Origin of the sequence: Aliagarivorans taiwanensis DSM 22990 (genome assembly GCF_000429505.1) — a bacterium.
GTDB classification, from domain to species: Bacteria; Pseudomonadota; Gammaproteobacteria; order Enterobacterales; family Celerinatantimonadaceae; genus Aliagarivorans; species Aliagarivorans taiwanensis.
The window spans coordinates 1-14,368 of the sequence record NZ_AUBZ01000047.1 but is presented as its reverse complement, the minus strand read 5'-3'; the positions used below and the strand labels follow the sequence as shown (position 1 = coordinate 14,368).

Below are 14,368 nucleotides of genomic sequence, written 5' to 3'. Positions count from 1 at the left end.
GTGCGCGAGCTATCACGCTTCTCCAGCATTTATCTCCGAGCCTAATTGACGCAAGAACTCCCGCATGTACTGTGTGCGCCGTTCCGCCTCTGCCTTGCCGGCTGCCGTGTTCATCTTCTCGCTTAATGAAAACAGCTTGGTGTGGAAATGATCTATGGCTGCCAGGCTATCGTCGGGTTGGCGCGTCTCACACAGTGGGTCGATGGGGTGATAGAGCGGCCGTTGTAGTGCGCAGCTGACTTGCAGGCAGCGCGCTATACCGATAGCGCCGAGGGCGTCTAAGCGATCGGCGTCTTGCAGAATTTTGGCCTCAATCGACTCGCAGGGAATGTCTGCACTGAAGCTATGGGCGCGAATGGCATGCTGAACTTCTGGCAGTAATGCCTTGGGGTAGCCGAGTTCTAGTAGGACTTGCGCCGCGCGCTCTGCCGCCAGGCTCGATGCCTGAGCCCGCTGCGGGTGATTTTTCGGCAGGCTAATACAATCGTGTAGCCAAGCGGCGGGCACCACCACCTCGAGCGAGGCATGTTCCTGGCTAGCCAGCTGTTTACAGCTCACTACCACGCGCTCGATATGGCCAACGTCGTGGGCTTGGTCGCTAGTTGGTTGGGTGGCTAGCCAGCGCTTAAGGGCGTGCTCAAGCGCTGGTAAATCAGGCGCTGGTAAATCGACAGGTCTTGCCTTGGACATTGCTTACTCAGGGGCCAGGCCGCGAAGTACCATACCCGCGAGGAAGCTGGCTGCGTCTTGGTAGTCTTGCTCTTCGAGCTGCTGTTTGCCCATCATCAGGCTTACCTGAGTGGCAAAATCGGCGTAGGTTTGCGAGGCGGCCCATACGGTGAAGAAGAAGTGGCGCGGGTCGAATTTGCGCAGTTGTCCGGCGTCTATCCAGCTCTCAACCAGCGCGATATCGCGGTCAAACAGCGGCTTGAGCTCGTTTTGAAGGGCATCTTTTAGCACCGGTGCGCCAGCGATAACCTCCAGTGCGAACACCTTGGAAGCATCGGGGTAGTCGCGCGCCATCTCAAGCTTACCCATGATGTAAGACTCGATAATCTCTTTCGGGGTTTCGTTGCCACGGGCTTCGAACTGCATATGCTCCAGCCATAGGTCGAGAATATGCTTGAGAACTGCATGATAGATGGCCTCTTTCGAGGGGTAATAATAGATCATGTTCTGCTTTGACATGCCGGCGGCGGAGGCGATCTGCTCCATCGTGGTACCTCGAAAGCCGCTTTGGGCAAACGAGGACTCCGCGGCGCGCAGAATTCGCTCTTCCGTCTCAATGCGGGCTTGGCGGCGTTTATCTTGCGAGTCCGTTTCGTTTTTAGGTGTTGAATTCATTGTGCTGCCTGATGGTGTTCCCTTAATGCATCCAAAAAGTGTTGCACTAAGCGAGAGGGTTTTGGGGATTTTCGGTGAATTACACAGAATTGGCAATTGTAACTGTAAGCTTTAGCTGAAATCGCTTTGAGCCAGCCCTGCTGTACCATGCCGTGGGCATAGTGGTCGGGCAAGAAGCCCACATAGTGGCCAGAGCGAATCAAGGTCGCGATGCCTTCCTGATCGCTGGATAAGGCGCTGGCTTGCAGCCCAAGGCGCTGACCGGTGTCCATATTTGGACTGGCAAAGCTCAAGCCCGCATAGGGCTGGGCTTGAACTTGCTTTGGCGAAGGATTATCGATCGAGAACAAGGGATTGCCGGGGGCGCAGTACAGGTGCATCACCTCCTCAAACAGTGGGGTGTAATGCAAGCTGGGGGAGCGGCGCAATGGTGGCACGATGCCTAAGTGATATTGGCCTTCAAGCACGCCTTTTTCGATGGCGTTGAGTGGCGCGACCTGGATATCCAGCATCACCTGTGGGGCGAGCTCGGCGTAGTCAGCAATGGCTTGGTGGACCCGGCTTTGTGGGTTGCTGACCACCTTGTCGAACATCGCAACGACCAACTGGCCCTGCAGGCTGCGATGCAGATCGTTGATCTCGTGGCGAAAGTCCTCAATGGATTTGAGCAGCCGTTGGGCACTTTGATAGATGGCCTGCCCCTCAGAGGTGAGGCTAAAGCCTGCCCGGCCGCGACGACACAGTACCAGACCTAAGCGAGTTTCCAGATCTTTGAGGTGGCGACTAATGGTAGATCGGCCGATATTGAGCTCCATCTCCGCTGCGCTCAGGCCACCGCATTCGACGACCACCATAAACACCCGCAGCAGCCGTACATCGGCATCACTCAGCTGGCCCAGCCTCGCTCGCATTTCGCCCTCCCTTGGTTGAGCATTCTTCCGTGATAAGCCTGTCTCCACTGCGACTCACCAAAGCTGGCTGAGAGCGGATAAACAGGGTGCCTGTATAGTGTTATTAAAGTTTCACATAATGGCAACTAAAGATTGATAAGTTTAAATTTATCGAACAAAGAGGGAGGGATAAAGTGACACGATAATCGGTTAGCGCTTGGAGATAGCCATGACACTGCAATCCATCTACCACGCTCCATCAGATAAACACTCATCAGAGCATGAGGCAGAAAGCAGTCACAGCCAACAGCTGACCGCCAGTCAGCTTAATGCCTACTGGATGCCTTACACGGCGAATCGTCAGTATAAGGCCGACCCACGCCTTATCTGTGGTGCAGAAGGTGCGTATTACCTCGATCAGCATGGCCGGCGTATTTTTGATGGTCTATCGGGCTTGTGGACCACCGGCGCTGGCCATAATCGGCCTGAAATAGCGCAAGCGGTTGCGCACCAGCTCAGCCGGTTAGACTATGCACCGGCCTTTCAATACGGTCACCCCTTGGCGTTTCAACTGGCCGAACGCTTGGCGCAGTTGGCGCCGGACGATCTTAACCGGGTGTTCTTTGTGAATTCTGGCTCCGAGGCGGCCGATACCGCCACCAAGATTGCTCGCGCTTACTGGCGACAGCGCGGTGAGCCGACCAAGACCCGCATCATTGGCCGGGCCAAGGGTTATCACGGCGCGACTTGGGGCGGCATCAGCTTTGGTGGCATTGGCGCGAACCGCAAGCTGTGGGGGCAGGGGATAGAGGCTGACCACCTGCCGCATACTTGGCAGGCAGACAAGCTGTTTACCAAAGGCATGGCCGATCAAGGCGTCGAGCTGGCTGATCAGCTGCTAGAGCTGGTGGCTTTGCATGATGCGTCAAACATTGCAGCGGTTATCGTCGAGCCCTTTGCTGGTTCGGCGGGGGTGATTATTCCGCCCAAGGGGTATCTGCAGCGGCTGCGCGAGATCTGCGATCAACATCGTATCCTGCTGATCTTCGATGAGGTGATTACCGCCTTCGGTCGCTGTGGCAGCTACTTTGGGGCCGAGGCCTTTGGGGTGGTGCCGGATATGATCAATGTGGCCAAACAGCTTACTAATGGTGCGATCCCCATGGGCGCGGTGATCGCTCGCGACGAGATCTACCAGAGCATCGTGGACGCAGCAGGCGCAGAGCACAATGTGGAGCTGCCCCACGGCTTTACCTACTCCGGGCACCCAGTTGCCTGCGCAGCGGCGATGGCTACCCTGGATGTACTCGAACAAGAGCAGATGATTGAGCAAGCCGCCCAGCTGGCACCAAAGTTTGAGCAGGCAATACACAGCCTGCGTGGCCCAGATCTGCTACTGGATATTCGTAACTACGGCCTGGCAGCCGGCTTGACCTTGGCGGCGCGCGATGGCGACCCGATCATTCGTCCGGTGGAAGTGGCACGGCGCTGTTGGGATAAGGGGCTGTATGTGCGCTACGGCGGCGATACCATTCAGCTGGGTCTGCCCTTTATCACCAGCGACAGCGAACTAGAGCGTTTGGTGAATATTCTTGGCGAGTCTCTGCAACAACAAGATTAGCCGCAACAGGATTAGCTGTTTCGGGAATAACAGCATCAAGACTAGCGGTAACAAGATTAACAGTTAAGTGAGGAATAACTATGGCGAGCCCGTCAATGCTAACAACCGTAGGCCATCTAATTAATGGCGAGAGTGACTACAGCGCAGATAGTTTGGTTGAGGTCTATAACCCGGCCACCGGTGAGCAATCTGCGGAGCTCTGCTTTGCCGACTCGGCCACGGTCGAGCGTGCAATCGCCAGCGCCAAGGCGGCCTATCCGCAGTGGCGAGACACCCCGCCCGCGAAGCGCGCGCAGGTGATGTATCGCTTTAAGCAGCTACTGGAAGCGCATAGTGATGAGCTGTGTCAGTTAATCACCCAAGAACACGGCAAGGTGCTCAACGACGCGCAAGGCGAGCTGGTGCGGGGCATTGAAAACGTCGAGTTTGCCTGCGGTATTCCTCAGCTGCTAAAAGGCGAGCACAGCAAGAATGTTGGGCCAGCCATCGACTCTTGGAGCGAGTTCCAGCCCTTGGGTGTGGTGGTGGGGATCACCCCGTTCAACTTTCCCGCGATGGTACCGCTGTGGATGTGGCCCAGCGCACTGATGTGTGGCAACTGCTTTATCCTTAAACCCTCTGAACGTGACCCAAGCTCAGTGCTGCGGATTGTCGAGTTGGCCCACCAAGCCGGCCTGCCCAATGGGGTGCTAAATGTGGTGCATGGCGGACAGGCGGTGGTCGAGCAGCTGATTGATGCCCCCGATGTGCAGGCGGTGAGCTTTGTGGGCTCCACCGCAATTGCCAAGGCCATCTACCAGCGGGCCAGCGAGCAAGGCAAACGCTGTCAGGCCTTGGGCGGCGCGAAGAACCATGCGGTGGTGATGCCCGATGCCGATATAGCCGGTGCCGCGAACGCGCTAATGGGAGCCGCGTTTGGAAGCTGTGGCCAGCGCTGCATGGCGATCTCGGTAGCTGTGGCGGTGGGTGATGATACCGCCGATGCGCTGATAGCCGCATTAACTCCGCAGGTGAAAGCGCTGAAAATCGGCGAAGGGCGGGTCGCTGACTGCGAGATGGGGCCGCTGATTACCCAACAAGCGAAACAGCGGGTAGCAGCATACTTGCAAGCAGGTGCTGACGACGGCGCCGAGTTGGTGGTAGACGGCCGTGAGCATAGTGTGCCCGGCTTCGAAAATGGCTACTTTATCGGTGGCAGCTTGGTTGATCGGGTCACCCCATCAATGAGCATCTACCAAGATGAGATATTTGGTCCGGTACTGGTGGTAGTGCGAGTCGAGAGCCTGCACCAAGCGGTGGACCTGATTAACCAGCACTACTACGGCAACGGCTGCTGCCTGTTTACCCGCGACGGTGAAGCGGCGCGCTACTTCGCCGATCAGGTACAGATCGGTATGGTCGGGATTAATGTGCCATTGCCGGTACCCGTGTCTTACCACAGCTTCGGCGGCTGGAAGAGCTCGCTATTTGGCGACCTGTCGGCCTACGGCCCTGACTCGGTGCGCTTTTATACCCGCCGCAAAACCATCACCCAACGCTGGCCAAGCAGTGGGATTATCGATAAGACGCAGTTTGCGTTTCCGAGTACCGGTGATTAATGCTCGGCCACTCAGGTTTATTCTAGAGCTGAGTGGCTATACTCGTTCCAATGCTTGCAAGAGCCCGCTATTTTAATCGCGATGCAGTGAGTAAGGCGTTGCTAAAGGCATGTTCTGAGAGTTAGGTTCTTGCACGTTCACCTAATTGTCCCTCGAATAGCTAAATGCCTCCTCCCCAGTGAGCTAATTTTCCGCTCATGCGTACCCTAACTCAAACGGTTATTTCGAGAGAGTGGAGTAAGCTTTGGCGAATACACTGGGATACGCAGGACTTTTCCCTCTTGCAATCGCATGGCTGCTAAGTCTGTTTGCCGAGGGCAATATTGCGCTACTCGCTGAGTTGGCCTTTGTCAGCTATTCCGCCATTATTCTGTCCTTTCTTTGCGGGGCGCTGTGGGGGCAGGCTCTGCAAGGCGAGGCCGAGCAAGCGGGGCCGCTGCAGCAATCGAACATTGTTGCGGTGCTGGCGTGGCTGGTACTGCTTGGCTTTTGGTGTGGGCTGCTCACTGCGATTTGGGCTTTGCTGTTGCTCGCCACGGGCTATCTGGTGTTATGGTGGATGGAATACATGGCGGTTATCCACCAGCAGCGGCCCGGTTATCGGCAGCTGCGCGGGCGCTTGACGGCAGCGGTGGTCGCGCTGCATCTGCTAATGTTGTTGGCGTAACAGAAGGGGAGTGAGATGACACAACTTACGGTGTTTTACGATGGGCAGTGCCCCTTGTGCGTCAAAGAGATGCGCCAGCTATACCGCTATGACAAGCACTTGCAGCGGCTGCGTTTTGAAGACTTAAACCAAACCGATATCAGCGAGCGCTATCCTGAGCTGGACCGACAAAAAGCACTGGACATTCTGCATGTGCAAAACAGCCAAGGCGTTTGGCTGCGGGGCGTTGATGCCAATATCGCGCTATGGCAGGCGGTTAACCGTAAGCGTTGGCTGAGGGTGCTACGCTGGCCACTGCTTGCGCCCATTGCCGATTGGGCCTATCTGCGCTTTGCTAACAACCGCTACACCTTGTCGCGCTTGGTGACGGGTCAGTCGCGTTGCTCGAGTTGCCGTATCGACCAGTAAAGTCCTTCGCTAAGCCCGTCCATCAGCGGTGATTCTCGCAAAAGTGCTGAGTTGAATTTATCATTATCAGTTTCGATGATAATAAATCTCTATGGTTAGTCTTGAGCAACTGCGCACCTACTGCATGCTGGTGGAAACGGGGCACTTCACCCGTACCGCTGAGCGCCTGGCCATGACCCAGCCCGGTGTCAGCCAGCATATTCGTAAATTGGAGCAGCACTACGCCACCGCCTTGTTAATCCGTGAAGGTAAGCGTTTTAGCCTCAGTGAGGCGGGTGAGAGGGTCTATCAGCAGGCGCGTAAGACCCTCGATGAGTTGGGCGCTCTGGAGTTTCAGCTAAGCCATGACGATCCGCATAGCGGCAAGCTGCGCTTAGCCAGCCCCGGAAGCTTGGGTCTGACCCTGTATCCCGAGTTGCTCGAGCTGCAACAGCGCCACCCGGGTTTGAATGTCCACTATCACTTTGCGCCGAACCATAGCATCGAAACCATGCTGGGCAAGCGCGAGCTGGATGTTGGTTTGATGAGTCGGGAGCCGCAAGACGCTTCGCTGCAGGCCGAGCAGATCGCCACTGAGGCGTTGTCGTTGGTGGTGCCCGCGAGCTTTAGCGGGAGCGCGTGGCAGGAGCTGTTGGCGTTAGGCTTTATCGACCACCCCGATGGCCAGCTCTATGCCTCACGGCTATTGGCGGCGAATTATCAGGAGTTTAGCGAGTTCGAGCAGCTCACGGTAAGTGGCTTTGTGAACAACATCTCGTCGATTCTGGAGCCGGTATCGTGCGGGTTAGGTTTTACCGTGGTGCCGCAGTTTGCGGTCGATGCCTTCGCCAATCAACAGGCGTTGCGGGTGATAATGCTCAAGCAGGCATTGGCTGAGCCGATACTGTGGGTCACCCGTCGCCACCACCCACTGGCCTCGCGCTTTGCTACCCTAAAAGAGTTGCTGATCGCCCATTTCAACGCGTCCCAGCAATAAAAAAGGGCTGCGCTAGGCAGCCCAGTTAATCTAGGGTTTAGGCCTTACTGGCACACCGAGCCAGTGAGCTGCCCGGCCTGTCCGGGGCCAGTGCCGTTAAAGCCAAACTCCACGGTGTTGCCCGGAGCGATGTTGCCATTCCAGGACAGGTTGCTGGCGGTGTAAGGGTTACTGCCACTGAGATTGGCATTCCACAGCCCGTCTATTACGCTGCCATCGCTATAGGACCAGCTGACTTCCCACCCGCTGAGCGCAGTGCTGCCGTTGTTGGTGATACTGATACTGGCCTGAAAGCCACCTTGCCAACTATTGACCAAGTTATAGCTGCAGCTGCTATCACCTACCGGTGGCTGCTCGCCTAACACCGTGATGGATACCGTCGCGCTGGCGCTTAGCTCGCCGTCAGTGATGGTGTAGCTAAAGCTGTCTTGTCCGCTAAAATCCGCGGCTGCTTGATAGACCAGGCTATCGCCAGCTTGTGTTACCGAGCCATACGCTCCTTGGCTGAAGCTGACAATGCTCAGCACATCATTGTCGGGATCGCTGTCGTTGGCCAGCACTGCAATGCTGACGCTTTCGCCTTGCTGAACCTCGGCCTGATCATCGCGGGCCACCGGGCTTTGGTTGTTGCTGCCGCAGCTGCCGTCGGCGCAAGGATCGGGGGGCGTCGTGCTGTCACATTCACCCGCTGGGCAGTAGATCTGATAGTTGCCACTGAGCGCGAGCATACCAAACATGTACAAACAGCCATCGTAGTAACGCCATTTGCCGCTGGGCACCGCGGTGTTCCACAGCGCATCGACAAATTGCCAGGCCTGCTGCTGATCAGCGGCTAGGCTGGCCATGGCATTCATTGCCACAAGACCGGGTGAGTGGTCGCTGTTGTTCTGGTAGACCCGACCATCGAGCTCGTACAAGTTGGCATAGCTGTCGATCCCTTGGGAGACAAAGAAGCTCTGCAACCTGTTGACCCAATCAACCTGCCACGGGTCGGCCTGCCACCAGTAGTAGTCCATCGCCGCATTGCCGATAGTGCGCCAGGCATCGTACTGGAAGGTGGTCTTCCAGGCTTGAAACTCGCCGTGGGGTGAGCCGTCAAAGTTGGCGTAATCGGGGGATAGCCCTGTACTTGGGTGTGCGGTGGTCTTAAAGAAGTCGCGGCTCACATCGGCCATATCTGCCCAAAAGCTGTTGTTATTATCTGCCCAGCGCGCCCACAGCTCATAGAAGGCCGGTAGGTGGTAAGACGGGTCGGTCCAGGCTCTGTCGGTGGGTGTCTTGGGGGAGAACACTATCTGCTGAGACTGCTTGTTGATCAGCGTGAACTCTTCCAACTGGCCTTGGTTGTTGTAGCGAGTTTGGCCATTGCCATACATATCTTTGAGGATCTGATTGGCTTGCGCGCTGTAGTTGAAGATCCCCTCGCCATCACCCCAGCGGTGGGAAGCGAAGAATAGTGCGGTCACAAAATACTCCTCGCCATCGGGGGCGGGGCCGTTATCCATCACCTGGCCGCTGGTGCTAACCTGCCAGGCAAAGAAGCCCTTCATATCGCCGGTTTTGTTGAGCGAGTAGGTATGTGCCCATTTCCACAGCTTGTCGAAGTCTGCTTTGCGATCCATCTGCAGGGCCATCATCATCCCATAGGACATGCCCTCAGAGCGGACATCGTTGTTACCCACGTCCCAGATGTAGGCCATGTCATCGCCGACCGGGATAAATATCGCTTGGTTTTGTTGGTCGTTGCTGTGGAATAGTTGGTCGTAGGCGGCCTCTACCTTGGCTTGCACCTCGGCGGCAGAGTAGCCCGCTTCGACGAACATGTTGCGATACTCACCGGAGTGGTAAACGCCTTGGCTAGGCAGAACCGGGGCGGCCGGCAGTGGTGGCACTTCACCTAAGCGGTGTAGCTCAAACCAATCCAGATAGGTATCGTTACTGCCATCATCACTTTCTAGCACAAAGCTAATCGCGTTTGGCGATACCGCCGCGCCCAGATCAAACGCTGCCGAGGCAACGCTGGCTGCCGTTTCGCCAAAACTCAGCGCTGCCACCTTCTGCTGCCCCAGATAGACGCTGATCCCAGCCGCGCTGCTGTCGCTGGATGCGCCACGCACATCCAATCGATATTGACCGCTCTCAAGCACATAGGGGTAGGAATAGTTGACGCCATCGCCATTGGCATAACTGGCGACGCCGTTAAACGGGCTGTCGATAAGGCTGGTATAGCCGGGGAGTAGCTCACCGTGTTCTAGCTCGCCGCGTTGCAGTAACTCTGCTGCGCTCCATTGGCTGGCAGTGGCGAGCACTAAGGCTAGGCCACAAATTTTAAGTCGTTTCACTTGCGTGCTCCTTGCACAAGTTGTCCATTCATATGACGGAGAGCAACCAACCACGCAATAGTGCCTTCCATCCCTTGGTCGGTGCCGGCCACCAACCCAAAGAACGTTCTCGCAATGACAAATTGTTAAAGGGGAAAGCGTGCAATGACAATTCCGTCGCAACTAAAAATGATAATAAAGTTAATAGCATCACTGAAATACTCGCCCAATGACGTCAGATTCATCATCAGATTCGTTAACGCAATGGCGATACAAAAAAACATAACGCCAACTGGTAGGGGCTTTGGTGACAAGCAAAACACCAGATACTTAACTGGTTGTTTTAAAGTGCAATTAGCTGTTATACCTTGTTTAAATAACCGCCATTACTGCAGCAAGCAGGAGCAAGGATGCATAAGATTCTCGGGATAGCCCTATTGCTTATCGCCAATTTGGCCTGCGCGCGGGGAGCGCCGACTTGCGATGCCAGTTTCTTTAGTCGCTACATCATGCTGGAGGGCAAAGAGCAGTTCTTTCAGCTCGAGTGCATGGGTGAGGGCAAGATGATCAGCAGCCTGAACTTTGGTGAAGAGCAGATCGTCGAGGCCAACTCGGTGGGCTTGTACCGCTTCGATTTGCCGGAAGGTGCGACGGTGCGGGTGACTTTGGGGCGTCGGCATCTTGGGCCCGTCTATCAGTGGGCCGCAGAGGTACACATTCGCATCGACGGGGTAGCAGCATATCAGGACACCTTACTGGGGAACGTGGTGTTTGATCTGCGCCGCAGCGATTGCTACTCCGCCCATGGTGATTGGGGCTTTGTGCCCGGCTTGTTGGAGCTGAACTACGGCAAGCACTTCGCGCGGTGGCTGGAAGTGTGGTTAGAAGCCAATCAATTACGCGTATCCACCCGTTTAGCCGAAGAGGATTGGCGATGGGTACGTGGTAACCACTTGCTCACCCATCCCGAAGCCTGTCCCGAAGACCAAGCAATGTGCCAACTGTGGTTGGAAGTCCCCGAAGGGGATGAGCTGCAATACCTGTCTTGGCTCAACGGCAAAGCCGACACTTTATGCGTTAAATGGATGATATCCGATGGCTAGGCGGTAGGAAAATTCAATATTTACTTGAATGGCAGGGTGATTGCCTGTACATTCCCCGCGATTTTTAACCAGAGGAGCACTCCGTGGACCCCGACAGTTGTAGTTTGAACAGTCAGTAACGTCTCTGGTGTGCCCTTGTTGCCTCACCGGAGTGAGGCAGCGTTTTTAGATCGCTATGGCGATCGATTCCTGCCCGGCCATACGGCCAATTATCTAACTTGTCTAAAACTCGTAGTCATTGCCTGTGCATTTGACGGTATTGCTGCAGCTTTTCTTTGCTCTGCAAGCCTCTAATGTAAGCATTGCCTTGGTCAATTTCACTACATAGTTGCTCTTGTTTTGCGATCAACTATTTAGTGCTCTTGAACCGAGCTGGGTCTACCTGAGATGCCCTAATGTCAGGAGAACAGCATGGAATTTGTACAAAGTAATCCCAAGCTTATCGTCACCGCCGACGATAAAGTGTACTTGGCCAGCCAACCGGCCGACGTGGCTGAGCGCTTCAATAGCTTGTCACGCGGCGAGATGTTGGAGCTATTTCGTCAACTTGGCTTGGCCATTCAAGCCAAGGTGGTGAGCCATCTTAGCGAGCGGAACCAAGTGGCGCTGGCCACCCGTCTGCCACGCCCACAGCTTAGCGACTTGGTCAGCAAGATGGACCCGGATGATAGAGTGGATTTCTACAACCGGATGCCCGAGGGCGCTCAGCAGCAACTGCTGCTAGCACTTGCCCACGCCGAGCGAGAAGATATCCGCATGCTGGCGTCTTACCAAGAGCACTGCGCCGGGGCGATCATGACCTCGAAGTATGCCACTTTGGCGCCGGAGCTTAACCCCGAGCAGGCGATTGCCCGCTTGCGCCAGATCTCACCCGACGCCGAGACCGTCTACAACGCCTATGTGGTGGATGAAAATCGCCAGCTGTTGGGTACGGTATCGCTGCGCGAGCTGCTGTTAGCCGGTGCCAATCAAACCATTGCAGAGCTGATGGTTAAAGAGGTTATCGCGGTTAATGCCGATACCCATAAAGAAGAGGTCGCCAAGATCGTTCGCCGCTACGACCTGATGGCCCTGCCGGTGACCGATGCGCAAAACCAGCTTTTAGGCATTATCACCTACGATGACATTCTCGACGTGGTCACCGAGGAAGCCACCGAAGATATGCACAAAAGTGCCAATATCGGCAAACTAACCACCAACCTTAAAGATGCCTCTATCTTCCAGCTATTTAAGAAGCGGGTGCTGTGGCTGGTGCTGCTGGTATTCGGCAATGTCTTTTCCGGAGCGGGGATTGCTCATTATGAAGATCTAATCGGTGCCTATGTGGCCTTGGTATTCTTCCTGCCACTGCTTATCGACAGCGGCGGCAATGCGGGCTCGCAGTCGGCTACCTTGATGGTACGCGCCTTGGCCACCGGCGAGGTGCAGCTCAAAGACTGTAGCAAGATCATGCTGCGCGAGGTATTTGTCGCGCTAGGTCTGGGCCTGTGTATGGCCGCCGCGGTATTTGGTTTGGGGATGATGCGCGGCGGCAGCGAGGTTGCCATGGTCGTCGGCCTGAGTATGGTGGCAATCGTGATGGTCGGCAGCCTGGTGGGCACCTTCCTGCCGTTTGTGCTGCACAAACTGGGCATGGATCCGGCCTCGGCCAGTGCGCCGATGATTACCTCGCTATCGGATATTAGTGGCGTGCTGATCTACTTTGCTATCGCCTCTCAGCTACTGGCATTCTAACTTGTAGCAAAGGTTGCAGCGTCAATGCGATATAAGCAATGGCGCTGCAGCCTTGGGCAATCGTCCAGCTTGGGGTGGTCGAAGTCTTCACCGGTGTTGCGCATACCCAGCTTTTTCATCACCCCCTGTGAAGGCAGGTTGGTTAGGGCAGTAAAGGCGTACACCTCGGCCAAGCCTAGCTGCTCAAAGGCGAAGGACAGGCTGGCTCGTGCGCCCTCTTCGGTAAAGCCTTGCCGCCAATAGTGGCGATCAAGTCGCCAGCCAATCTCTACCAGCTCACGACCGGGTACCGTATCGCTGTTGTGGTGCAGGCCAATGGTGCCGATGCAGCGTTTATCTTGGCGATGCTCAAGCGCCCAAAAGCCCCAGCCGTTGTGCGCAATCAGCTGCTGCATCCGATGCATGGCCTGCTGGCTCTCTTCTGCCGAGAGCGGTGCGGGGAAGTAGCGCATCACCTGTGGATCTGCGTTGAGTGCTTGCCAGTGGGGGAGATCCTGTTCTTGCCATTGGCGGAGCACCAGCCGTGGTGTAGTTATCGAGATGGGTGGCATAAATCAACGCAAGCAAAGTACCTGTAGTGACGCCAGCATGGCAAACCAAGCTTGACTTGTCACCCTGATTTGCAACTATAAATCAATAGATTAGCTCCGGAGTTATTAATGGATTATTGTCCTAAATGTCGCAGCGCTGCGTTTGCCCAAGTCAGCGCCAATCAGTTTCGCTGTGCCAACTGCGATTTTACCTACTTTCAAAACGTCGCAGCGGCGGTGGCGGCAATCATCGTCTGCGAAGGTGAGGTATTGTTTAACGTGCGCGCCAAAGCCCCCAAGCAAGGCATGCTCGACCTGCCCGGCGGCTTTGTCGACCCGGGCGAGGGGCTGGAGCAGGCCTTGGTCAGGGAGCTAAAAGAAGAGCTGGGGCTAGAGATCAATCGCTGGGAGTATCTGTGTTCCTACCCCAATACCTATCCCTATAAAGGCACCGAGTATTTCACCAGCGATAGCGTGTTTGTGGTGGAGTTAGCCGCCAAGCCCGAGCTGGTGTTGGAAGAACAAGAGGTGTCGTCGATCAAGTGGCTGAAGTTTGCGGATATCGATGTAAGCCAGCTGGGTTTTGAATCGCTGGGGCGCGCTTTGCAGCAGTTCTTAAATGCACGCCTTTAACGGCGTGCTAGGGATCATGAGACTGCCAATGCCATCTCACGTGATAATCAAGTAATTTATGTAGAGGAATAGTGTTGCGTATTATTTTTTGTTGGTTGTTAGCTTTCTCCTTTGGAGTCGCTGCTTATGACGTTGGCTCGATTAGAGAGGAAGCTAATAGGTTAGTGTTTAGTTATAAGAGTGAAGGTTGCGCAGCTCTGAGGGATCCCCTCATAATTCTGTGAAAACATAGCTGTTTTTTCTCAGCTGCCGGATAAATGCCAGTATCGCCCATTTTATGTCTCGAACTTTTAGCCGATAGCATCCTCCGCGCCTGAGCACCTCTTTGCCCAGCCGCAGCAGTGACAACACATTTCGGTCTCGCACTGTGTTTGCCTGAAAGTGTTTATGCCAACCGGATTTACACGCAAACAGACCAACCCAGTGCAGGACCAATTCCAGCAGTAATGCGATCAGCAACATGATGTCAAAGCGCTTAGGGCAGCGGCTGCGACTATGCCGCAACCCAAAACCGAAGGCCGGGCTTTTTAAATCTCTGAAGGT

The 14,368-nt window shown here is 55.4% G+C and carries 13 protein-coding genes and 1 pseudogene; 8 read left to right on the top strand and 6 right to left on the bottom strand.

Annotation, left to right across the window (positions count from 1 at the left end; all coding sequences use genetic code 11):
• Nucleotides 1–12: 12 nt before the first annotated feature.
• Genes G462_RS0118285 through G462_RS0118275 form a run of 3 tightly spaced genes read right to left on the bottom strand, consistent with a single transcriptional unit; the run spans nt 13 to nt 2,255 of the window.
• Nucleotides 13–690, bottom strand: a complete 678-nt coding sequence (locus G462_RS0118285; RefSeq protein WP_026960276.1) for an HD domain-containing protein — start codon at nt 688–690, stop codon at nt 13–15.
• Nucleotides 691–693: 3 nt separating this feature from the next.
• Nucleotides 694–1,344 carry a TetR family transcriptional regulator C-terminal domain-containing protein gene (locus G462_RS0118280; protein WP_026960275.1) on the bottom strand — a complete coding sequence of 217 codons (651 nt, stop codon included), beginning with the start codon at nt 1,342–1,344 and terminating at the stop codon, nt 694–696.
• A complete protein-coding gene (locus G462_RS0118275; RefSeq protein WP_026960274.1) occupies nt 1,341–2,255 on the bottom strand; it encodes a LysR family transcriptional regulator in 915 nt (304 codons plus the stop codon). The genes G462_RS0118280 and G462_RS0118275 overlap by 4 nt, the downstream gene beginning before the upstream one ends.
• 208 nt (nt 2,256–2,463) lie before the next feature.
• On the opposite strand from G462_RS0118275, the gene aptA reads away from it, so the two are divergent.
• The 5 genes from aptA (at nt 2,464) to G462_RS0118250 (ending at nt 7,504) form a co-directional block, all read left to right on the top strand.
• Nucleotides 2,464–3,855: an omega-aminotransferase AptA gene (aptA, locus tag G462_RS0118270; protein WP_051326853.1), complete on the top strand. Its 1,392-nt coding sequence runs from the start codon at nt 2,464–2,466 to the stop codon at nt 3,853–3,855.
• An 80-nt stretch (nt 3,856–3,935) separates the two neighbouring features.
• Nucleotides 3,936–5,453, top strand: coding sequence for a CoA-acylating methylmalonate-semialdehyde dehydrogenase (locus tag G462_RS0118265; RefSeq protein WP_281171870.1), 1,518 nt, complete (start codon nt 3,936–3,938; stop codon nt 5,451–5,453).
• 244 nt (nt 5,454–5,697) lie between these two features.
• The gene (locus G462_RS23335; protein ID WP_051326852.1) at nt 5,698–6,120 is read left to right on the top strand and encodes a DUF3429 domain-containing protein; all 423 of its coding nucleotides are present in this window, start codon (nt 5,698–5,700) and stop codon (nt 6,118–6,120) included.
• Between the two features lie 15 nt (nt 6,121–6,135).
• Entirely contained in the window at nt 6,136–6,528 is a 393-nt protein-coding gene (locus G462_RS0118255; protein WP_026960271.1) for a thiol-disulfide oxidoreductase DCC family protein, read from the top strand.
• Between the two features lie 91 nt (nt 6,529–6,619).
• The gene (locus G462_RS0118250) at nt 6,620–7,504 is read left to right on the top strand and encodes a LysR family transcriptional regulator (RefSeq protein ID WP_026960270.1); all 885 of its coding nucleotides are present in this window, start codon (nt 6,620–6,622) and stop codon (nt 7,502–7,504) included.
• A gap of 44 nt (nt 7,505–7,548) precedes the next feature.
• Here G462_RS0118250 and G462_RS24070 read toward each other — a convergent pair whose 3' ends face one another.
• Nucleotides 7,549–9,846 (bottom strand): glycosyl hydrolase family 8, encoded by a 2,298-nt coding sequence (locus tag G462_RS24070; RefSeq protein ID WP_051326851.1) that lies wholly within the window; start codon nt 9,844–9,846, stop codon nt 7,549–7,551.
• Between the two features lie 389 nt (nt 9,847–10,235).
• Here G462_RS24070 and G462_RS0118240 point away from each other — a divergent pair, with 389 nt between their 5' ends.
• Together G462_RS0118240 and mgtE are read left to right on the top strand one after the other, a co-directional pair.
• Nucleotides 10,236–10,928: a hypothetical protein gene (locus G462_RS0118240; RefSeq protein ID WP_026960269.1), complete on the top strand. Its 693-nt coding sequence runs from the start codon at nt 10,236–10,238 to the stop codon at nt 10,926–10,928.
• Between the two features lie 411 nt (nt 10,929–11,339).
• Nucleotides 11,340–12,662 carry a magnesium transporter gene (mgtE, locus tag G462_RS0118235; protein WP_026960268.1) on the top strand — a complete coding sequence of 441 codons (1,323 nt, stop codon included), beginning with the start codon at nt 11,340–11,342 and terminating at the stop codon, nt 12,660–12,662.
• On the opposite strand, the gene G462_RS0118230 is transcribed toward mgtE, so the two are convergent.
• Nucleotides 12,659–13,180: a GNAT family N-acetyltransferase gene (locus G462_RS0118230; protein ID WP_211234242.1), complete on the bottom strand. Its 522-nt coding sequence runs from the start codon at nt 13,178–13,180 to the stop codon at nt 12,659–12,661. The genes mgtE and G462_RS0118230 overlap by 4 nt on opposite strands.
• A gap of 141 nt (nt 13,181–13,321) precedes the next feature.
• Here G462_RS0118230 and G462_RS0118225 point away from each other — a divergent pair, with 141 nt between their 5' ends.
• Entirely contained in the window at nt 13,322–13,825 is a 504-nt protein-coding gene (locus tag G462_RS0118225; RefSeq protein WP_026960266.1) for an NUDIX hydrolase, read from the top strand.
• Between the two features lie 303 nt (nt 13,826–14,128).
• Here the strand turns inward: G462_RS0118225 and G462_RS24830 are convergent.
• A pseudogene (locus tag G462_RS24830) lies at nt 14,129–14,368 on the bottom strand (IS4 family transposase); the annotation flags it as partial.